We start from the raw sequence: 19,385 nt of genomic DNA on the forward strand, positions 1-19,385 counted from the left end.
GCGGAGCGATATACGAACATCCATGCCCTTCACGGTTGCCCGTTTCCCCCCTGTTTCCATTCAAAAGCACCCCGTTTCATGAGCCTGATTTCGCGCCTTCTTCCCCGGCATCAAGGCGGCGGGAACGGCCTCGCTTTCGAAGACAAGACGCTGTTCATCGGCATCGGACCGACCAAGACGGGCACGACCTCCATCTATCGCTACCTGGCCGGGCATCCGGAATTCTACGCCTCGCCGATCAAGGAAATGCAGTTCTTCTCGGCTCTCTACCAGGAGGGCAATCGCGAAAAGTTCGACGAGCGCGCGCGCAGGCTGATTGCGAAACTGTCCGAAGATCCCGAGCATGCCGAAGCCGCGGCGACGAAAATTCGCCTCGCCACCTTGGCCGAGCGGCTGCGGATGACCGACGAACCCGAGCGCTATATCGGCCTGTTCCGCGACAATATGGGAGACGTGCACCGGGCCTTCGGCGAACTCTCGCCAAGCTATAGCGGGCTCACCCAGGAGGGTTTCGCCTTTATGCGGCGACAGCATCCGAAGGTGAAATTGCTGGTTACGCTGCGCGACCCGCTAAGCCGGCTCGACGCCGTGCTCCGCCACATATGGAATGTCGGCCGCCAGATTCCCTATGAAACATTTTTCGGCGAGCGGCTGGAAGGCCATCTGCGCGTCCAGAATTTCCATTATGACCGAATTCTCGAACGCGTTTTCTCCGCGTTCGACGAGGAGGACGTGCTCGTGCTGTTTTTCGAGGAAATGTTCACCCAGCCGTCGTTCGACCGGCTGACCGACTTTATCGGGATATCGCGGCGCGAGGCCGAACTCGGTCGCAAGCTCGGCCATTCCCCGCCGGCGCACCGCATTTCCAAAGAGAATGAGGCGCGTGCCGCGGAACTGCTGGCACCGGTCTATCGATATTGCCGCGAGCGCTTCGGATCGCGTGTGCCGGAAAGCTGGGCTCTCTAGCCGCCTATGCCTTTTCGAGCGTGCACTGGAGCGGGTGCTGGTTTTCCCGGGCGAAATCGATCACCTGGCTCACCTTGGTCTCGGCCACTTCATAGCTGAAGACGCCGCAGACGCCGACGCCGCGCTGATGCACATGCAGCATCACCTGGGTCGCCTCTTCCATGTTCATCCCGAAAAAGCGCTGGAGGACGAGCACGACGAACTCCATCGGCGTGAAATCGTCGTTGAGCATGAGAACCTTGTAGGGCGACGGTTTCTTGGTGCGGGTGCGTGTCTTGGTCGCGATGCCGGTCGAGGCATCGTCGTCGTCGCTTCCGTCCTGGTCGTTATCGCCGGAGGCTAGAATGATTTCACTGTCGAGCATGTTTCAAGAATATCGTATCGGATCGCGATGAAGCAAGGGTGTGAATCGCGGAAAACAGGGTTAGTCGGGCTTTGCGCTTGCCCGGCGCCGTTCCGGGCCGTGCCGGTCCAACGAAAATGGGCCGCTCCGGCATAGCGGAACGGCCCATTTTTTCTTTTCGTCGAAACGGTGCGCTTACGCGGCCATCTTCTTGGCCTTGTCGGCGGCAACCGCAAACCGGTTCGAAATCGGCTTGGCAACGTCGCCGGCGAGCTTCAGCCAGGCTTCGCTCAGCTTCGAGCCTTCCTGAACCATGGCTTCGAACGTGCCCTTGGCATATTCGCTCTGGATCTGGAACATTTCGGTCGGCGACTTGGCGGCGGCGACTTCCTTGAAGGTGCCGGTCAGCGTTTCGAAGCGCGTACGGCCGAAATCGGCGAAATCGCGAGCCATTTCGCCCGTGCCTTCGGCGGCAATCTTGGCGGAGCTCATCATCGCTTCCAGATTTTCCTTGTTGAATTCGCCCATTTCCTTGGCGATTTCGGTGCTCTTTTCCATCGCGGACTTGGCTCGCTCGCTGACGTCGCCGAAGATTTCCTTCGCCTTGGCGGTTGCGGCTTCGGCGGTCTTCTTGACGGTTTCCTGAGCTTTTTCAGCAGTGGTGGACATGATCGTTCCTTTCTTCGCTGCGGCGGGCGCGGCAGCGGACTTGGGGGTTTTGGCGGTCGTTTTCTTGGCCGGCGCCTTCTTGCGGGTGCCGGTCTTCGCAGTTGTCGTCGTCACGAGGTATCTCCATGAACCTTATGTTGCAGTGCACAATATAGGGCTGGAGCGAAAATTGCAAGCATTTTTTGTGCATTGCAGCATAGCGCGGCGGCGGCTCGTTTCGTCGCACGGCACGGCCATCGCGATGGTGGCTGTCACAAAGGCCCTACGGCCGGATTAGCGAGACTTTACATAGGTTCCCGGGGCATCTTCAAGCGGCTTCTTTTTGCCTTTTCCGGGCTTCCGCTTGCCCTTTACCGGCACTTTCTCGCCGGCATGTCCGGTCAGCCATTCCAGCCAGTCGGGCCACCAGCTGCCCGGCGTTTCCTTCGCGCCTGCAATAAAGTCGGCGAGCGACCCGGCTTCCGCCTCGTTCGTCCAATATTGATATTTGCCGCTCGACGGCGGGTTGATCACGCCGGCGATATGGCCCGAGCCCGCGAGCAGGAACCGGATCGGCCCGCGAAAATGTTCGGTGATCTTCCAGACGCTTTCGGGCGGCGCGATATGGTCTTCGCGCCCGGCCTGGATATAGGCCGGGGTTTCGACCTTGTGGAGATCGATCGGCACGCCGCCGATCGTGATCCCCCCGGGCTGGGCGAGCTTGTTGTCGCGATAAAGGTCGCGAAGATAGGACCGGTGCCACTTCGCGGGCAGGTTGGTGGTATCGCCGTTCCAGTAAAGCAGGTCGAACGCCGGATATTCCTGCCCCTTCAGGTAATTGTTGACGACATAGTTCCAGATCAGGTCCCGGTCGCGCAGCAGGTTGAACGTCGCGGCCATGTAGCGGCCGTCCAGATAGCCGGTTTCGCTGCCCAATTGTTCGACGAGCTTGGCCTGGAGATCGTCGATGAACAGCTGCAGCTCGCCGGCCTTGGTGAAATCGACCTGCGCGGTGAAGAAGGTCGCGCTGGCGACCTTGTCGGCCTCGCCCTTCGCGGCGAGCCAGGCGAGCGTCATCGCCAGGGTCGTTCCCGCCACGCAATAGCCGATGACGTTGACGCTCGGCACATCGAGCAGATCGCGCACCGCCTCGATCGCATCGACCTGCCCGTCGATCACATAATCGTCCTGCGTCACATCGGCCATCGTCTCGTCGGCCGATTTCCAGGACACCATGAACACGGTGAAGCCTTGCTCCACCGCCCAGCGCACGAAGCTCTTCTGGGGGTTGAGATCGAGAATGTAGAAGCGGTTGATCCAGGGCGGGAAGATGACGAGCGGGATCTCGTGCACCTTTTTCGTTGTCGGGCTGTACTGGATCAGTTCGTAGAGCGGCGTCCTGCGCACCACCTTGCCGGGCGTGGTGGCGATATTCTCGCCCAGGGTGAAGGCATCGGCATCGACATGGGACAGCTGGCCCTTCGCCATATCGGCGAGCATATGCTCGAGCCCCTTGAGGATGCTCTCGCCCTTGGTCGCGACGGCCATCTCGATAACCTCGGGATTGGTCAGCGCGAAATTGGAGGGGCTCAGCGCATCGACGAACTGGCGTGTCGCGAAACGCAGCTGCTGCTTCTGCTTGTCGTCGACGCCGTCGATCAGATCGACGGTGCGCAGCAGATGTTCGGAGAGCAGCAGATAACCCTGGCGGAGCATGTCGAAGACGGGGCTGGCCTGCCATTGCGGCGCGGCAAAGCGGCGATCGCCCTTGGCCGCTTCCGGCGCTTCCCCGTCGGCCTTTTCGGGATTCATGAACCGGTTCCACAGCTTGATGCTGTCGTCCCAGAAATCGGTCTGCGCTTCGGCCAGTTTTTGCGGATCGAAGCCGGCCGAGGCGAAAGACGGCATCATCTGCGCGAAATTTTCGGCCATGCTCGGCGCCTTGGCGATCTTTTCTTCGCCGGCCTCGCCCGCCTTCTTCATCTGGGCGGCCGCATGTTCGAGCATCATCTGCTGCGCGCGACCGATCACCCCGGTCCAGTGCTGCATGTCCTCAAGCGACGGCATGGGAGGGGTCGTGCCGGCGGCCCCGCTCTCGTCTCTGCTTGCCATGAACGCTCCTGGAATGCGTGATCCGTGTTTCATCGTTACCGAATTTTGATCCCGCCGGAAACGATGAAAGGAATTATGGCTTTCCCTCGGGCGATCTCGCGCTAGAAGAACCGCGCCATGACCGAAGAATTCTACCGCATCAAGCGCCTGCCGCCCTATGTCTTCGCCGAAGTGAACGCGATGAAGGCCGCGGCGCGCGCACGCGGCGAGGATATCATCGATCTGGGCATGGGCAATCCGGATTCCGCGCCCGCCCAGCATATCATCGACAAGCTGTGCGAAGTCGCCAACGATCCGACCGCGCACCGCTATTCGGCCTCCAAGGGCATCAAGGGCCTGAGGAAGGCGCAGGCCGCCTATTATCAGCGCCGCTTCGGCGTCGAGCTCGATCCCGAGACCGAGGTCTGCGTGACCCTGGGCTCCAAGGAAGGCCTCGCCAACCTTGCCCAGGCGATCACCGCGCCGGGCGATGTCGTGCTGGCGCCCAATCCCAGCTATCCGATCCATACCTTCGGCTTCATCATCGCCGGGGCCGCGATCCGCTCGATCCCCGCCGCGCCGGGGCCGGAATTCTTCACCCGGCTCGAATATTCGCTGAGCTACAGCGTGCCGAAGCCCTCGGTGCTGGTGATCGGCTATCCGTCCAACCCGACCGCCTATGTGGCCGATCTCGATTTCTACGCGAAGGTCGTGGAGTTCGCGCGCGAGCATAAGCTCTGGGTGATCAGCGACCTTGCCTATGCCGAAATCTATTTCGGCGACGAACCGACGCCCTCGCTGCTGCAAGTGCCCGGCGCGAAGGACGTCGCCGTCGAATTCACCTCGATGTCGAAGACGTACAGCATGGCCGGCTGGCGGATGGGCTTCGCGGTCGGCAACCCGCAGCTGATCGGCGCGCTGACCCGCGTGAAAAGCTATCTCGACTATGGCGCCTTCACCCCGATCCAGGTCGCCGCGACGGCGGCGCTGAACGGCCCGCAAGACCATATCGACGAGGTTCGCGCGCTCTACCGAAACCGCCGCGACGTGCTCGTCGAGAGCTTCGGCCGCGCCGGGTGGGACGTGCCCCCGCCCGAAGCCAGCATGTTCGCCTGGGCGCCGATCCCCGAACAATGCGCGCATATGGGCGCGATGGAATTTTCCAAGGAATTGCTGCGCCATGCCAGCGTGGCGGTATCGCCCGGCGTCGGCTTCGGCGAGGAAGGCGAAGGCTATGTGAGGATCGCCCTTGTCGAGAATGAGCAGCGCATCCGCCAGGCCGCGCGCAACATCAAGAAATATCTCTCCGGCTTTCGCTCGAACAGCGCGGGAAGCTGAAATTTGCCGGCCCGCTCATGGCGCGAGCGATGGAAGGACCGGGCGCAGGGACTGAAGCGCGATATCGCTGTACTCTCGATCGCCGCCCGCGACCCGCGCACGCCGCTATGGCTCAAGCTGATCGGCGGACTGCTCGTCGCCTATGCGTTTAGCCCCATCGATTTGATTCCCGACTTCATCCCCGTTCTGGGCCTGCTCGACGATCTGATCATTTTACCGCTGGGGATCTGGTTCGTCCTGCGCCAGATGCCGCCCGAGCTGCACGCGGAATTCAGGGACAGGGCCGAAACCGCGCAGCCCAGGGGGCAGTGGATCGTCGCGACGGCTATCGTGCTGATCTGGGTCGCGTCGGCGATCGCCGCCTATTTTCTGTTGCGAAGCTCGGCTTAGCGCGCGATTGAAACGCCGATGCCGGACAGACCCCAGCCCTTCACCCACCGTTTCCGCACCCGCTATGCCGAAGTCGACATGCAGAAGGTCGTCTTCAACGGGCGCTATCTGGAATATGCCGATCTGTTGATCACCGAGTTCTGGCGCGAGATCGACCTGCATTTCACCGGCGACAATTCGCTCGAATTCCACACGGTGCGCGCGGCGATCGACTATGTCGCGCCGATCCGCGCCGACGAATGGATCGACGGACGCGTGTGGACCGAGAAGGTTGGCAATACGAGCGTGACGACGCATATGGAATTGCACGGCGCTACCGGGGACGGTTCGGACGACCTGCGCGCCCGCATCGAACTCGTCCATGTCCATGTCGATCTGGAAAGCGGGCGGCCGATGCCGGTGCCCGATTGGGCGCGGCCGCTGCTGCTCGCCGAAAAATAGAGCGGTTGCGCGGCATTGCCGCTTCCGTTTCAGGGCGATTCGGGCTATTGGCGTTCGTTCTTTGCAGAGGACGAAAATGAGCTCCGACCCGCTCCCGAACGAAGACCCCCGGCGCAAGCGCGCGCTGATCCTCGGCGGCGCCCTTCTCGGCGCGATCGTGCTCTACAATGCCGACTGGTGGAGCAGCGATTCGCCGGTGGTCATTACCATGGACAATGAGGACCGGGCAGAGGCGCGCGACGAAATCCGCGCCGCCGTACATGACGCCCGCGCCAGCATTCGCGAAAGCATAGCCGACGCGCGGGGCGATACCGACGCGGACGGCGAAACGGTTTCCCGGGATGACGAGGAAACGGTCGAGGACACGCCCGTCGACATGCCCGGCATCAGGGTGGAAAATACGGGCAATGACGGTGTGCGCATCACCGTCGGCACCGACGCCATCGACTAGACCGCACGGACCGGCGCACCATGATCGCGCCGTTTGTTTCTGCGGCGCGAAACACCTATCTTCAGGCGGATGCGCTTTCCCCTTCTCTATGTCAGCGGGCCCTTTACCGCATGTCTGACGATCGCGGCCTTCTATGCCGGCGGCTACTGGCTGTGGGCGCTGCCGCTGATGATTTATGTGCTGCTGCCGGTCGCCGAACAGCTGACCGGCCTTTCGCGCTGGCCGTCCGACCACCGGCTGAAAAGCATGACGCCCGGCACGGTGCGGCTGTACGAAACGATGCTGATGATCTCCGCCTGGTCGGCGGTCGCGCTGCTTGGCTGGGCGCTCTACGCGGTTTGGGCCGAACCGATGCCGATGTGGAAATTCCTGCTGCTGGCGCTCGTCATCGGCGAATATTCGGCCTTTATCGGCATCGTCACCGCGCATGAGCTGATGCACCGGCCGCAGCCGGGCAAGCGGCGGCTCGCCTTCCTGCTGATGGCGCTGGCCGGCTATGCGCATTTCTGCATCGAGCATGTTCGCGGCCATCATGCCCGGGTCGCGACCCCCGAAGATCCGGCGAGCGCCCGGCGCGGCCAATCCTTCTACGCCTTCCTGCCCCAGACGCTGATCGGCAGCTTCCGTAGCGCCTGGCGGCTGGAAGCCGAACGGCTGGAGCGCGCGGGCCATGGCCGCTGGTCCTGGCGCAACGACATGCTGCGCTGGCACGGCTTTACGCTCTTGCTGATGCTCGCCATCGGCCTTGGCCTCGGCCCCTTGCCGCTGGCCCTGTTCGCAATCCAGGCCGTCATCGCGATATTCGGGCTGGAGACGATCAACTATCTCGAACATTACGGGCTGGCCCGGCAGCAAGATGCCGAGGGACGCTACGAGCGCGTAAGGCCGCAGCACAGCTGGAATTCCAGCCATGTCATCACCAACGTCAACCTGTTCAATCTCGGCCGCCATTCGGACCATCACGCGCTGTCCAACCGGCCCTTTTACCGCCTGCGCCATTATGACGACGTGCCGCAGCTGCCCTTTGGCTATTCGGGTAGCTTCCTGCTGTGCCTCGCCCCGCCGCTCTGGTTTCGCGTGATGGACAGGGAGCTGGACCGCTTTCACGCGAGCGAACGCGGCGCCTGATCCGAAGCATGCGATACCCGCTCGCCTATTCGGTTTCGATCGTCTTCGCGGCGATCCTTGTCGGCGGCTTCTATCTCGGCGGTATCGGCCATTTCGCGCTGCCCATCGTCGCGTACATCCTGATCCCGCCGGTCGATGCACTGTGCGGTCTTTCGCGCTGGCCGTCGGAAAGGCGGATCGCCGAAATCGGCCCGGCGACGGAATGGCGGTATCGCACTGCGCTGGTCGTGAGCGGCCTTGTCAGCATGGCGCTGCTCGGCTGGGCGCTCTGGGCGGCGTCGCACTATACGCTGCTCTGGTGGCAGTTTGCGGGCCTTGCCCTCTCCATCGGCATCAATGCCGGGATGACCGGCATCGTCGTCGCACATGAGCTGGTCCATCGGAAAGAACCGCTGACCGATACCCTGGCCAGCCTGATCATGTCGACGATCGGCTATGCCCATTATCCGGTCGAACATGTCTACAGTCATCACGCCAGGGTCGGCACGATGGAAGACCCCGTCACCGCGCGGCGCGGCGAAAGCGTATACGGCTTCACCCTGCGCTCCGGCTTCGGCGGCCTGAGGGCGGGCTGGGCGCTCGAGGCGGCACGGCTGAGCCGCGCGGGCAGGCCCACCCTTTCGCTCTCCAACCGCATCCTGCGCTGGCAGCTCTTCACTATCCTGCTGGTGGCCGGTGTCGCGCTGTTTCTCGGCCCGATGAGCCTCTTGCTGCTTGCGGCGCAAGCGCTGATCGCCGCCTTCATCTTCGAAAGCGTCAATTATATCGAGCATTATGGGCTGTTACGGAAAGCCGGGCCCGATGGCCGGCCGGAGCGGATCGGTATCCAGCACAGCTGGAATTCCAGCCATATCCTCACCAATGTCGGCCTGTTCAATGCCGGGCGGCACGCGGATCATCACCTCGAGCCGCGCCGCCCCTATTACAAGCTGCGCCATTATGAGGACGCACCGCAACTGCCCTACGGCTATCCCGCAATGATCCTGGTCGCCGCCCTGCCCCCGCTCTGGTTTCGCATCATGGACCGCGAGATCGACCGGCTGGGCGCTGGCATGGCGGGCTGATCTGGGTTAGCCTCCTGCGGAATCGAAACAGGGGGCACCATGGAAACCGGCAGCGAGATCACGCTGTTCGTCAGCCATCATTCGAGCAAGCTCGATGTTGCCGAACTCGTCGAAAAGGCGCTGGCCAAGCGCGGCGTAAAATGCTGGATCGCGCCGCGCGACGTCGATCCCGGCGAACCCTTCGACAAGGCCGTGCGCGACGCGATCGAAGGCTGCACGGCGGTGCTGTTGCTCTTCTGTGCGCAATCGGACAAGAGCCGCCATGTAAAACGCGAACTGATCCTTGCCGACAGTTCCGGGCATCCGATCATTCCGCTCAGGCTGGAAGCCGTCGACCCGCGCGATCTCGCCTATCACCTCGCCGATACGCAATGGATCGACTGGATCGAGCGGCGCGAGGCGGTGATCGACCGGGTCGCGACCCAGGCCCGCCAATATGCGGTGCTATCGGGAAATGGCGATGTTCCGCCTCCACCGGCCCGGGTCCCCGAACGCGCCGCCTTCGCGCCCGAACCGGCATCGCGCGGCGGATCCGGGATGAATATCTGGCTGATCGTACTGACCGTGCTGGCATTGATCGTCGCCGCCGTTGCCGTCACCTGGCTCGTCGCGACGCGCGGAGGACAGGAGCCGCTGCTCGCGTCCAGCGAGCCGACGGCGGAGGCCGGAAGCGAGGGCATCGCCGCCGATGGAGGCGAGGCCGACGAACCCGACGCGCCCGAACCCGCGCCGCCCGAAGAACCGGCACCGGCACCCGTCGTCGAACCGCCCCCGGTCCGCCCTTCCGGACTCGAGACCAGCTTCAACTGCGGCGATTCGACGCGCACCGCCGAATTTCTGATCTGCGGATCGCCAACGTTGGCGGCGCAGGACCGGGAGATGGCGCTGCTCTATGGCCGCGCGCAAGCGGCCATCCGCCGCGCCGGCGGTTCGGGCCAGCAATTGCGGCAGGACCAGCGCGCCTGGATCGGACAGATCCAGACCTGCAACACCGAAGCCTGTATTTCCCAGCTCCAGCAGGAGCGCATCCGCTACCTGCGCCAGCGACTGACCGAAGGCGCCTAGGCCGAAGCCGCCGCGTCGCGCTTCAGCAGTTCCTCGGTCACGTCATAGGTGCGCTGATTGTCGACATCGATGGCCAGCCGCCCGTCGGGCAGCACATGCGCGATCACCCGGACGCCGAAACGCTTCGACATCCGGCGCATCGCGCCCGCCAGGCTGTCCATGCGGAAGCGGAAGCGGATGAGGTTACGCAGGCCGAACGCCTTGCGGATCGCGCCCGGCGTCTTGATGAACTGCCCGCCGCCGCGAAACGCCTCGGCCGCCTGCAGCGATTTCTGGTCGCGCAGCCAGTAGATATTGCAATTGGCGATCGCGATATCCTTGAACTCGTAGAATTTCTTCTGCCCCTCGGGATGGGCGGCGATGATGTCCTCGCGCCGGGCGAGGCCCAGCACGGCATCGGCCTCGCGATCCCAGCCGGCATCGTTGACCGCCCTCAGCGCCTCGACCGTGGTCAGCACATTGTCCCCCGTGGTGATCAGCAGCGGAAAGCCGCCCCTGGCAGCGCCGGCCTCGACGCTTTCGACGATGCCCGCTTCCGCCGGAATCGTTTCCAGCCGCCCGGAGGCCTTGAGCCGCTGCACCTCCTCGACTCCGTCGAGCACCGAGGGATCGTGGATCGACACGAGGATCTTCGCATCGTCCCAGGATTTTTCGAGCGTGGCGAGGACATGGCCGATGAGCGGCTTGCCCATGATCGGCACGACCGCCTTGTGGCTGACCCCCGCCTTCTCGGCCAGGGGATCGAGTTTGCCGTCGCGCTTGCCAGCAAGCACGAGGATGGTGGGTGTGGGATGTTCTGTCATTGTGGTTTGTCCGGTAGCATTTTCCCCGGGGCCGAATTAAGGCGCGAAGCCGATCAATGGAAGGGCGAAGCATATGACGGACGTTTTGCGGGTGGCGCTGGCCGGGCTCGGTACGGTGGGTGCCGGCGTGATCAAGCTGCTCGACGCCAATCGCGAACTGATCGAACGCCGGGCCGGGCGCCCGATCGAGGTCGTCGCCGTCTCCGCCCGCGATCGCAGCCGGGACCGCGGCGTCGATCTTTCGCGCTTCGCCTGGGAAGACGATCCCGCCGATCTCGCCGCGCGCGAGGATGTCGATTGCGTCGCCGAACTGATCGGCGGGGCGGACGGCTCCGCGCTCGCGCTCGCCCGCGATACGCTCGCCGCCGGCAAATCCTTCGTCACCGCCAACAAGGCGATGATCGCCCATCATGGCCTCGAACTCGCCGAAGCCGCCGAGAAAGCCAAGGTCGCGCTCAAATACGAAGCGGCCGTGGCGGGCGGCATCCCGGTGATCAAGGGGCTCCGCGAAGGCGCGGCAGCGAACGAGATCACTTCGGTCTACGGCATCCTCAACGGCACCTGCAATTACATCCTCACCGAAATGGAGGCGAAGGGCAGCGATTTCGCCGACGTCCTCGCCGAGGCCCAGCGGCTCGGCTATGCCGAAGCCGATCCGACCTTCGACATCGACGGCATCGACGCGGCCCATAAGCTCGCGATCCTTGCCAGCCTCTCCTTCGGCACCGCGCTCGATTTCGATACCGTCGCGACCAGCGGCATCCGCCGCGTGATCGCCGAGGATATCCTCGAAGCGCGCGCGCTGGGCTTCAAGGTCCGGCTCGTCGGCACCGCGGAAGCGGCCGGCGGCAAACTGTTCCAGCGCGTCCATGCCTGCCTCGTCCCGCGCGATCATCCCCTCGCCCATGTCGCCGGCTCGCTCAACGCCATCGTCGCCCAGGGCAATTTCGTCGGGCGCTTGTTCTTCGAGGGCGCGGGCGCGGGCGAAGGCCCGACCGCCAGCGCGGTCGTCGCCGATCTCATCGACATCGCCCGCGGCGAATATGGCCCGGCCTTTGCGATGCCCCATGCCCGATTGACCCAGGCCGAAGCGATCGAGGCCGGGGACCGGCGCGGCCGGGCTTATCTGCGCTTCACCGTCCATGACCGGCCGGGCGTGCTGGCCGAGATCACCGCGGCGATGCGCGACGCGAATGTCTCGATCGAAAGCATGATCCAGCGCGGCGGCGCCGAGCCCAGCGAAGACAGCGACGATGTCGTCAGCCTGATTATCGTTACCCATGAAGGACCGGAACGCTGCGTCATCGATGCGCTCGAAAGGCTGAAGGGCGCGCAGAGCCTGGCCGGCGAACCGATGCTGATGCATATTCTGGACCTCTAGGCCCCATAGCCGGAAAGCCCCTTCGGGGCGGCATCAGGCCGCCGCGAACGGCTCCTCCTCCTCGCCCTCCGCGTCCATCATCGCCTGCAGCATGCGGCGGCCGAGCACCGCGTTGCGATCCGACTTGATCATCAGCTCGTCGGGCGCGCCGCCCATCAGCCCGATCATCTTCTCGATCTCGACCGAGGCGAAAATATCTTCGTCGATCACGTCCGCCAGCCGCGCGCGCCGGGCCTCCGCCTCGCTGCGGTCGAGCGAGGCGAGGCCGAAGAAATAATAGCAGCTGGTCGGTGTGGCCGGCGTCACCGCATGAAAGACACGGCTGATCTGGATCGCCTCGCCCGGCCGGTCGGGATCGCTTGCGGAATAGAAATGATCCCCGATCCCGGCGTGGAAGCCCGGCAGGTAGAAATCCATGCCGACCACCTGGTCGACCCGGAAACCCTCGCCCATCCGTTCGCGCAGCGAGGGAATCGGCGGCGCATCCTTGATATAGCGGCGGCTGCGCAGGATGCCGGGCTCCTGGCTCGTTTCCTCCGGGACGGTCGCATTTTCCAGATTGCCGATGCTCGACGCGTGCAGAAAGGCAAGGTGGGAAAGGTCGAGCAGATTGTCGTTGAGCAGCTGGTAGCGGCAGGCAACCTCGTGCGTGAACATCGGCACGGCGTGCATCGTCGGATCCGCATAGCCGATCGCCTCGAGATCGGGGAGCTTCGCGGGATCCGCATTTTCCGGGTCGCCGGGCCAGATCCACAGCCACATCCCATGTTCGACAAGCGGATAGGTGGGAATCTGGTAGCTGCCCGGCACCACCTTCTGCGAGGGAATATCGGTGCATTTGCCGTCGGGCCCGAACGCGATGCCATGATAGCCGCAGACGATATCGTCGCCCTTCACGCAGCTTTTGCCGAGCGGGAAATTGCGGTGCGGACAGCGCCCGCCGACCGCAACCGCCGTGCCGTCCGCCTTGCGGTACAGCGCGACCGGCATGCCGAGAATCGTCCGCGCGATCGGTTCGCTGCCCAGATCGGCGCTGAAACCCGCGACATACCAGCCATTCCTGACCGCAAAGGATCCCTCGCTGAATGGATACATGGTCCTTTCTCCCTCTAACCGAACGATGTTCGTTTAGAGCGGTGTTGGAATTCCCGGGCGCAGATGTCAAGGAACTGCATGTCCTTCTCCAAGCTAGACCAGCCGCTGATCGTCGCCGAAGCGCTCGCCCTGCTGCAGGACGAGGGGCTGGCCAAGGTCGGAATCCGTCGCCTTGCCGCGCGGCTCGATGTCAGCGCCTCGTCGCTTTACTGGCATGTGCAGGACAAGACCGCCCTGCTCTCGCTGATGTCTTCGACCGTCTTCCGCTCCTGTCTCGATGCGGTTCCGCCGTGCGACGACTGGCGGGAATGGTTGCGCGGATTCGGGCTCGCGATCTGGGACGCGCAAAAGCGCGTGCGCGATGCCCATCTGCTTATCCGCGCGGTACCGACCTCCCCTCCCGGTTCATCCGTCATCCACGCGGAAATCGAAGGGAAGCTGGTCGACCTCGGCCTCGACCCCGTGGTGGCGGACCTGGCCCAGCGATCGGTCCAGTCGCTCGCCACCGGGTGGACGACCCTTTTGCGCAACCCCGATGCCGATATCGCCGAAGAACGCGCGCTATTCGAGCGGGCGCTCGACACGCTGATCGGAGGCTGGACCGTGGAAATACAAGCAAAACCTGCGTAAACCGGCGCCTGGGGCGCGTTCGCCGGAACGACGGTTTCCCTTTTGCGGGGCTCGGCAGCATCCGGCACATTCGCGGGAAAAACGGCCCCAAATTGGGGCGCTGCGATTCTCGACATTGTCACAGCTCTCGCCTATCGCCGACCGCGTTCAGACGAAGGAAAGATGAAAATGCCAAAGCCAAGCGAACTTCTGGACCGGGTCCTGGTTCTCGAAATGGTTCGCGTCACGGAAGCCGCCGCCATCGCGGCCTCGAACCTGATCGGCCGCGGTAACGAAAAGGCTGCCGACGCCGCCGCCGTCGAAGCGATGCGCACGGCATTCAACGAACTCGATTTCGACGGTACGGTCGTCATCGGCGAGGGCGAGCGCGACGAAGCGCCGATGCTGTTTATCGGCGAAAAGGTCGGCCGGGCCTCCAAAGGCGCGCCCAAGGTCGATATCGCGCTCGATCCGCTGGAAGGCACGACAATCACCGCCAAGGCGGGCCCGAACGCGCTGGCCGTGCTGGCCATCGCCGAAGGCGGCTGCCTGCTCAACGCGCCCGACGTCTATATGGACAAGCTCGCCATCGGCCCCGGCTATCCCAAGGACACGATCGACCTTTCGAAAAGCGCCACCGAGAATATCCATTCGCTTGCCGCTGCCAAGGGCGTGAAGCCGAACGAGATCATCGCCTGCGTACTCGATCGCCCCCGCCACGAAGCGATGATCGCCGAACTGCGCGAAATCGGCTGCGGGATCCAGCTGATCCCCGATGGCGACGTCGCCGGGGTGATCGCGACAACCGACGAGAATACGACGATCGACATCTATATGGGATCCGGCGGCGCGCCCGAGGGCGTGCTGGCTGCGGCGGCGCTGCGCTGCGTGGGCGGCCAGTTTCAGGGACGCCTCCTCTTCCGCAACGACGACGAGAAAGCGCGCGCGCGCAAATGGGGCATCGAGGATCTCGACAAGATCTACACGCTGAAGGAACTCGCCAAGGGCGACGTGATCTTCGCCGCGACCGGCGTGACCGACGGCTCGATGCTCGACGGCGTCAAGCGCCTGCGCAAGGGCGTGATGACAACGCAAAGCGTGGTGATGCGGGCCAGCTCGGGCACGGTCCGCTGGGTCAGGGGAGAGCATCACAAGAATTAGCTTTCGAAACAGGGGCCCAACATATCCGGCTGCCCACAGCCGGTCCCACTTCGGGAGAAACAGATATGAAGAAGCCGGCCCCCACATCTTGCACGCGTATCGGGATACCCATTCTGCTGCTGGCATGCAGCCCCGGCGCGGCGGACGTCCCCCGCTATAACAGCGAACTGCCCGAAACCTCCTACAGTGAAGGCCCTGACGGCATCTAGATCAGCCGCCTCGACGGGCAGTGGGGGACCGATAGCCGCTCCTCGATCCTTTTCGCCGATGGAGGGGATGGCGAATTGCGGCCCCCATCTTTCGCCGATCCAGGCGCGGACGAAGGCGATTTCTACTACTCGCCGCTGCGGAACGCAGCCTGCTTTACCAGCGATCGCGGTAATCCCGGGGATATCGACATCTGGTGCGTACCTTGGGCGGGCAATGGCTGGGCCGAACCGGCCAGGCTTCCCGAGCCGGTCAACTCCGAAGCAACCGAATTCAGCCCCGTCCTGCGGCCGGACGGCACGCTCTATTTTGCTACCGACCGGCCCGGGCTGGGCGGCGGCGACATCTACCGGGCCCGGCCGGATGGGGGCGACTGGCATGTCGAACGGCTGCCGGAAAGCATCAATTCAGCACTTGGCGAATGGAATCTCGAAATCTCGCCCGACGGCGATACGATGATCTTCGAGGCATCGGAGCGGCCGACCAACCGGAGCATTTCCGGCGATCTCTATCTCTCCCGTCGCGACGGCGATTCTTGGACCACCGCCATTCCTCTCTCCCGTCTCAACGGCCGGGGGAGCGACCTGATGCCGCGTTTTCAGAGAGACGGTTCGCTGGCCTATGCAAAGAGCAGCGGCGGCGACGCCGATATCGTCAAGGCGATATCGGGAGACTGGGAAGCGGGCGATGCGCTGATCGCCACCATGGCGCGCTCGTCCGGCCAACTGGTCCTGCTCGATCCCGAAACGCTTGCCGTACGGCAACGGCTTGCCGCCGGGAGCGGCCCGCACGACGTCGCCGTCAGCGAGGACGGACGCATCGCGCTGGTACCGTCCCATGGCGTCTTCCCCGCGCCGCATGACGAACCGATCGAGCCCTCGCAGATGCGTTGGGTGAACGCTGAAAGCGATGGGTTTCGCCTGTTCGACCTGGTGTCTGGCGAACAGCTTGCACACCTGCCGCTCGCCAATTGCGAACGCCCGCACGGTGCGGCCATGACAGCGCAGGGTGATCGCTTCTGGATTACCTGCGAGGCCGAGGGCCATGTCCGCGAATTCGACGGCGAGACGTTCGAGGAAACGCGCCGCTTCGAACTCGCCAATGGCGTTCACAAAGTGATGCTGTTGCCGGCGCGCGCGCTGCTCGTCGCCAGCAACCCCGAAGCCGGCGGCATTGACCTGATCGACATCGATACCGGTGTGGCAAGCCATATCCCGACCGGGAACGGCGCAGAGGGGCTAGCAGCGACGGCCAGCGAAGAACGGATCTTCGTGACCAACGGCTTCATGCGACAGGTTTGCGCGGTGGACGTGGCGGAGGGGAATGTGGCTGGCTGCTGGGACAGCGGCGGCATCTTCCCGGTCGGCCTCGCCCATGACGACCGCCGCGGGGTGATCTGGGTGATCAACAATGTGTCCGCGAACCTGCTGGCCCTCGATGACAGGACGGGAACGGTTCGCAGGGAGATCGCGCTGCCCGGGCGCCCACTGGGACTGGCTTTCGACAAGCGCAACGACCGGCTGATCGTGGGCTTGCCACGGCATAACCAGATTGTCGCCCTCAATGCGGAAACCGGCGATATTGTGGCGCGGAGCGAATCCGTGATGGAGGTCGACGATATTGACCTTGTTCCGGCCGCCCATTTCGGCTTCGCCCCGGACACATGATCGCGGCGCCGGGGCGCCGATCGACGATTCGCGAGGCCAAGGTGCCCGGCGGACCGATGCTCGACGGCCTCATGTGGCTGCGCTACGGCGTGATGACGAGGCAAAGCCTGGCGATGCGCGTTCCTGCCGCACCATCCGCGGGTCGGGGGCGAACGCCACAGGGATTGGGGAGCGGGATATGGCAAGGTATTTTGCGATTTTGCTGATGATGCTCGTGATGCTCGCGCCGCCCGTTTCAGCCCAGCAGGAAGACGGCCCGGTCGAGGCGGCGGCCGCGGCCTTCGCCGAGATGCGCGCAGGCTGGAACCGCGGCGATATCGAGGCCGCGCTATCCGCCTATCGGGATTCGTCCGACATGACCTGGGTAAACAGTTCCGGCGTTTCGCGCGGCTTCGACGATTTCGCCGCCGAAATGCGCACCGCCTATGCCGACGCGCCCGAAACCATGGGTAGCTACACCGCCGAAATCCTCGATGGACGCGCGCTGACCCAAGATAGCGTATTGATCGTCGCACGCTGGGATATCAGCCTCGGCGAGGAACGCCTTTATGGCGGCATCTCGACGATGCTCTGGCGGCGGATCGACGGCGAGTGGAAGATCGTGCTGGAGCATGCCAGCTAGAAACGGGCCAGCCAGGAAAGAGAAAGCCCCGGCGAAAGAGCGGGTCGCAAGTGCTCGGGCGCCGGGGCTTTCGTTCGTCTGCCGGGTCGGGCTCAGGGGCGGCAGACGAAGTAGAGGTTCATCTCGTCATGCGGCAGGCGCTGCACCGAGACGCTGCGGAAACCGGCATCCTTGAGCATCGCCTCGGCAAGCTGTTCGCCCCAGGCCGCGCCCAGGCCGACACCGCCCTGCGCCAGCGATACCGTCATGCAGTGCATGCACGAGATCGTGTAGACGAAGGTGCCCATCGGATGATCGATATTGGCCTCGACCGGGGTCTGGGCGTCGATATCCTGCATCAGATAGACGCCGTCGTCCTTGAGCAGCCGGCGAATATGGGCCAGCACGGTCGCCGGCTGCGCCTGGTCGTGCACCGCGTCGAAGGTGAAGATCGCGTCGAAAAGGCCCGATCCTTCGAGCAGGGTCGCGTCCTGCTTAACGAAATCGACATTGCTCAGCCCGCGTTCCTTCGCCTCGGCGATCGCGGTGACGACCGCTTCCTCGCACAGATCGAAACCGGTAAAGCGGCTGTTCGGATACAGCGCCCCCAGATAAATCAGGGCATGCCCCGAACCGCAGCCGATATCGGCCACGTCGATGCCCGCTTCCAGCTTCGCGATCAGCCCCGGCGCCATCGGAAGGATATGGTCTTCCAGCCCGGCGACGACCGTAACGTCGCTTTCCTCGGCCATGCATTCATGGAAGCGCTCATATTCCTCATAGGGCACGCCGCCGCCATTCTCGAAACAGTCGACGATCTTGCTCTCGACGCCGCCCAGGATCGAAATGAACTGGAAGGTGCCGGCCATATTGGCGATCTCTGCGCCCTCGCCCAGGAACGCGCCATGATCGGCAGGGAGCGTGAACTTGCCCGATGCCGGATCGAAGCTGACGATGCGGGCGGTCGTCATCGCGCCGAGCCATTCGCGCACATAGCGTTCGTGAAGCTTCGCCTTTTCGGCAAGCTCAGCGCTGGTGACCGCACGGCCATCCTGCATCACGGTGAACAGGCCGGTGCGGTGGCCGATCGAGATCATCATCGATGCCGCGGCATCGTTCAGCATCCCGAGCAAGCGCTCCGAAAATTCCTGCTGCCGGGGGGAAAGCCCTTCGGCGGAAGGCGCCGGCGGCGCCAATGTCGTCGTATTGCACATGGTGTTCTCCTCGTCAGATCATCTGGAAAAAATTGTGCAGGAGCACGAGCTGCAGCCCCAGCATCGCGCAAAAGCTGATTGTCTCATGCCTTCTCATTTTCTCTCGCCTTCAAATTGCGGTTGGTGACGGGAAGCGCCTATGAACCGCTATCGTTGGAACGAGCGTTTGAATGCGCGTGGAAACGGCGTTTTTAAACGTGGAAACGGGATCGCGCCGGGAAAGCGCCCCTAGAAGATGCCGAGATCGAGGCCCGCGGCGAGCGCCGCGCCGGTTTCGCGGCAGCGATCGAGATCGGCTTCAGAAATCGCCTTTTCCGCCAGAATCTCTTCGGGCGTTTGCGCATGGGTGCAGATAATGATCGTGTCGGCCGCCTTTTTCAGCCGCCAGCCGGTGGCGATGCGTTCGAGCTGACGCATCGCGTTTTCTCCGTCCGACCCCGCGCAGATCATCGCCGCATAGGGCCGGCCCTCGATTTTGCCGAGCACCGGATAATAGCAGCGATCGAAAAAGGCCTTCATCACCCCGGCGATCGCGGCGAGATTTTCCGGGCAGGCGAAGAGATAGCCGTCGGCAGCGAGCATGTCCTCGGGCCCGGCCTCGGGCGCTTCCCTGACGATCACCTCGGCTCCGTCTGCCTCCCGCGCGGCCTCGGCGGCGGCCTGCGCCATCTGGCGGGTTCCTCCCGTCATCGAATGATAGACGATGAGGAGCCGCGCCATAT

General features: G+C 63.8%; 20 protein-coding genes. 13 read left to right on the top strand and 7 right to left on the bottom strand.

The genetic code is table 11. The features are described 5' to 3' along the window. The first annotated feature begins 78 nt into the window (after nt 1-78). Nucleotides 79-966, top strand: coding sequence for a sulfotransferase (locus H6P80_RS14005; RefSeq protein WP_185801964.1), 888 nt, complete (start codon nt 79-81; stop codon nt 964-966). A 4-nt stretch (nt 967-970) separates the two neighbouring features. Here H6P80_RS14005 and clpS read toward each other — a convergent pair whose 3' ends face one another. From clpS to H6P80_RS14020, 3 genes are all read right to left on the bottom strand, one after another. Further along, complete coding sequence (gene clpS, locus H6P80_RS14010; protein ID WP_185801965.1) at nt 971-1,330, bottom strand: ATP-dependent Clp protease adapter ClpS; 360 nt, start codon at nt 1,328-1,330, stop codon at nt 971-973. A gap of 174 nt (nt 1,331-1,504) precedes the next feature. Continuing rightward, complete coding sequence (locus H6P80_RS16735) at nt 1,505-2,092, bottom strand: phasin family protein (protein WP_185801966.1); 588 nt, start codon at nt 2,090-2,092, stop codon at nt 1,505-1,507. A 159-nt stretch (nt 2,093-2,251) separates the two neighbouring features. Next, a complete protein-coding gene (locus H6P80_RS14020; RefSeq protein ID WP_185801967.1) occupies nt 2,252-4,069 on the bottom strand; it encodes a PHA/PHB synthase family protein in 1,818 nt (605 codons plus the stop codon). 117 nt (nt 4,070-4,186) lie between these two features. Here H6P80_RS14020 and H6P80_RS14025 point away from each other — a divergent pair, with 117 nt between their 5' ends. The 7 genes from H6P80_RS14025 to H6P80_RS14055 all read left to right on the top strand — a co-directional run bounded on the left by H6P80_RS14025 (nt 4,187) and on the right by H6P80_RS14055 (nt 9,925). After that, entirely contained in the window at nt 4,187-5,386 is a 1,200-nt protein-coding gene (locus H6P80_RS14025) for an LL-diaminopimelate aminotransferase (protein ID WP_185801968.1), read from the top strand. Nucleotides 5,387-5,389: 3 nt separating this feature from the next. Next, nucleotides 5,390-5,776: a YkvA family protein gene (locus tag H6P80_RS14030; protein ID WP_185801969.1), complete on the top strand. Its 387-nt coding sequence runs from the start codon at nt 5,390-5,392 to the stop codon at nt 5,774-5,776. 18 nt (nt 5,777-5,794) lie between these two features. Beyond that, nucleotides 5,795-6,217 (top strand): acyl-CoA thioesterase, encoded by a 423-nt coding sequence (locus H6P80_RS14035; protein ID WP_185801970.1) that lies wholly within the window; start codon nt 5,795-5,797, stop codon nt 6,215-6,217. 76 nt (nt 6,218-6,293) lie between these two features. After that, nucleotides 6,294-6,668: a hypothetical protein gene (locus H6P80_RS14040; RefSeq protein WP_185801971.1), complete on the top strand. Its 375-nt coding sequence runs from the start codon at nt 6,294-6,296 to the stop codon at nt 6,666-6,668. A gap of 69 nt (nt 6,669-6,737) precedes the next feature. Then, on the top strand, nt 6,738-7,796 hold the full coding sequence (locus H6P80_RS14045) for an alkane 1-monooxygenase (RefSeq protein ID WP_185801972.1): 1,059 nt from the start codon (nt 6,738-6,740) through the stop codon (nt 7,794-7,796). A gap of 8 nt (nt 7,797-7,804) precedes the next feature. Beyond that, entirely contained in the window at nt 7,805-8,860 is a 1,056-nt protein-coding gene (locus tag H6P80_RS14050; protein ID WP_185801973.1) for an alkane 1-monooxygenase, read from the top strand. 39 nt (nt 8,861-8,899) lie between these two features. Further along, nucleotides 8,900-9,925: a TIR domain-containing protein gene (locus H6P80_RS14055; protein ID WP_185801974.1), complete on the top strand. Its 1,026-nt coding sequence runs from the start codon at nt 8,900-8,902 to the stop codon at nt 9,923-9,925. Here the strand turns inward: H6P80_RS14055 and H6P80_RS14060 are convergent. Beyond that, the gene (locus tag H6P80_RS14060) at nt 9,922-10,728 is read right to left on the bottom strand and encodes an NTP transferase domain-containing protein (protein WP_185801975.1); all 807 of its coding nucleotides are present in this window, start codon (nt 10,726-10,728) and stop codon (nt 9,922-9,924) included. The two genes, H6P80_RS14055 and H6P80_RS14060, sit on opposite strands and share 4 nt — an antisense overlap. Before the next feature lie 73 nt (nt 10,729-10,801). On the opposite strand from H6P80_RS14060, the gene H6P80_RS14065 reads away from it, so the two are divergent. Beyond that, nucleotides 10,802-12,109, top strand: a complete 1,308-nt coding sequence (locus H6P80_RS14065) for a homoserine dehydrogenase (RefSeq protein ID WP_185801976.1) — start codon at nt 10,802-10,804, stop codon at nt 12,107-12,109. 33 nt (nt 12,110-12,142) lie between these two features. Here the strand turns inward: H6P80_RS14065 and H6P80_RS14070 are convergent, their stop codons facing one another. Beyond that, nucleotides 12,143-13,204, bottom strand: coding sequence for an aromatic ring-hydroxylating dioxygenase subunit alpha (locus H6P80_RS14070; protein WP_185801977.1), 1,062 nt, complete (start codon nt 13,202-13,204; stop codon nt 12,143-12,145). Between the two features lie 78 nt (nt 13,205-13,282). On the opposite strand from H6P80_RS14070, the gene H6P80_RS14075 reads away from it, so the two are divergent. The 4 genes from H6P80_RS14075 (at nt 13,283) to H6P80_RS14090 (ending at nt 17,470) form a co-directional block, all read left to right on the top strand. Then, the gene (locus tag H6P80_RS14075; protein WP_185801978.1) at nt 13,283-13,834 is read left to right on the top strand and encodes a TetR family transcriptional regulator; all 552 of its coding nucleotides are present in this window, start codon (nt 13,283-13,285) and stop codon (nt 13,832-13,834) included. A gap of 168 nt (nt 13,835-14,002) precedes the next feature. Beyond that, on the top strand, nt 14,003-14,974 hold the full coding sequence (gene glpX, locus H6P80_RS14080) for a class II fructose-bisphosphatase (RefSeq protein ID WP_185801979.1): 972 nt from the start codon (nt 14,003-14,005) through the stop codon (nt 14,972-14,974). Nucleotides 14,975-15,258: 284 nt separating this feature from the next. Further along, nucleotides 15,259-16,848, top strand: coding sequence for a PD40 domain-containing protein (locus tag H6P80_RS14085; RefSeq protein WP_185801980.1), 1,590 nt, complete (start codon nt 15,259-15,261; stop codon nt 16,846-16,848). A 178-nt stretch (nt 16,849-17,026) separates the two neighbouring features. After that, nucleotides 17,027-17,470, top strand: a complete 444-nt coding sequence (locus H6P80_RS14090) for a nuclear transport factor 2 family protein (protein ID WP_185801981.1) — start codon at nt 17,027-17,029, stop codon at nt 17,468-17,470. A 92-nt stretch (nt 17,471-17,562) separates the two neighbouring features. Here H6P80_RS14090 and H6P80_RS14095 read toward each other — a convergent pair whose 3' ends face one another. Continuing rightward, on the bottom strand, nt 17,563-18,663 hold the full coding sequence (locus tag H6P80_RS14095) for a class I SAM-dependent methyltransferase (protein WP_185801982.1): 1,101 nt from the start codon (nt 18,661-18,663) through the stop codon (nt 17,563-17,565). A 228-nt stretch (nt 18,664-18,891) separates the two neighbouring features. Further along, the gene (locus tag H6P80_RS14100; RefSeq protein WP_185801983.1) at nt 18,892-19,383 is read right to left on the bottom strand and encodes an NAD(P)H-dependent oxidoreductase; all 492 of its coding nucleotides are present in this window, start codon (nt 19,381-19,383) and stop codon (nt 18,892-18,894) included. Nucleotides 19,384-19,385 lie beyond the last annotated feature (2 nt).

Origin of the sequence: Parasphingopyxis marina (assembly GCF_014237875.1) — a bacterium.
GTDB lineage: Bacteria > Pseudomonadota > Alphaproteobacteria > Sphingomonadales > Sphingomonadaceae > Parasphingopyxis > Parasphingopyxis marina.

Coding starts and splice junctions, on each gene's coding strand:
- H6P80_RS14055 (WP_185801974.1), top strand. CDS start 8,900: ATGGAAACCGGCAGCGAGATCACGCTGTTCGTCAGCCATCATTCGAGC.
- H6P80_RS14060 (WP_185801975.1), bottom strand. CDS start 10,728: ATGACAGAACATCCCACACCCACCATCCTCGTGCTTGCTGGCAAGCGC.
- H6P80_RS14070 (WP_185801977.1), bottom strand. CDS start 13,204: ATGTATCCATTCAGCGAGGGATCCTTTGCGGTCAGGAATGGCTGGTAT.
- H6P80_RS14005 (WP_185801964.1), top strand. CDS start 79: ATGAGCCTGATTTCGCGCCTTCTTCCCCGGCATCAAGGCGGCGGGAAC.
- clpS (WP_185801965.1), bottom strand. CDS start 1,330: ATGCTCGACAGTGAAATCATTCTAGCCTCCGGCGATAACGACCAGGAC.
- H6P80_RS14035 (WP_185801970.1), top strand. CDS start 5,795: ATGCCGGACAGACCCCAGCCCTTCACCCACCGTTTCCGCACCCGCTAT.
- H6P80_RS14100 (WP_185801983.1), bottom strand. CDS start 19,383: ATGGCGCGGCTCCTCATCGTCTATCATTCGATGACGGGAGGAACCCGC.
- H6P80_RS14095 (WP_185801982.1), bottom strand. CDS start 18,663: ATGTGCAATACGACGACATTGGCGCCGCCGGCGCCTTCCGCCGAAGGG.
- H6P80_RS14075 (WP_185801978.1), top strand. CDS start 13,283: ATGTCCTTCTCCAAGCTAGACCAGCCGCTGATCGTCGCCGAAGCGCTC.
- H6P80_RS14065 (WP_185801976.1), top strand. CDS start 10,802: ATGACGGACGTTTTGCGGGTGGCGCTGGCCGGGCTCGGTACGGTGGGT.
- H6P80_RS14025 (WP_185801968.1), top strand. CDS start 4,187: ATGACCGAAGAATTCTACCGCATCAAGCGCCTGCCGCCCTATGTCTTC.
- H6P80_RS14045 (WP_185801972.1), top strand. CDS start 6,738: ATGCGCTTTCCCCTTCTCTATGTCAGCGGGCCCTTTACCGCATGTCTG.
- H6P80_RS14050 (WP_185801973.1), top strand. CDS start 7,805: ATGCGATACCCGCTCGCCTATTCGGTTTCGATCGTCTTCGCGGCGATC.
- glpX (WP_185801979.1), top strand. CDS start 14,003: ATGCCAAAGCCAAGCGAACTTCTGGACCGGGTCCTGGTTCTCGAAATG.
- H6P80_RS14090 (WP_185801981.1), top strand. CDS start 17,027: ATGGCAAGGTATTTTGCGATTTTGCTGATGATGCTCGTGATGCTCGCG.
- H6P80_RS14020 (WP_185801967.1), bottom strand. CDS start 4,069: ATGGCAAGCAGAGACGAGAGCGGGGCCGCCGGCACGACCCCTCCCATG.
- H6P80_RS14040 (WP_185801971.1), top strand. CDS start 6,294: ATGAGCTCCGACCCGCTCCCGAACGAAGACCCCCGGCGCAAGCGCGCG.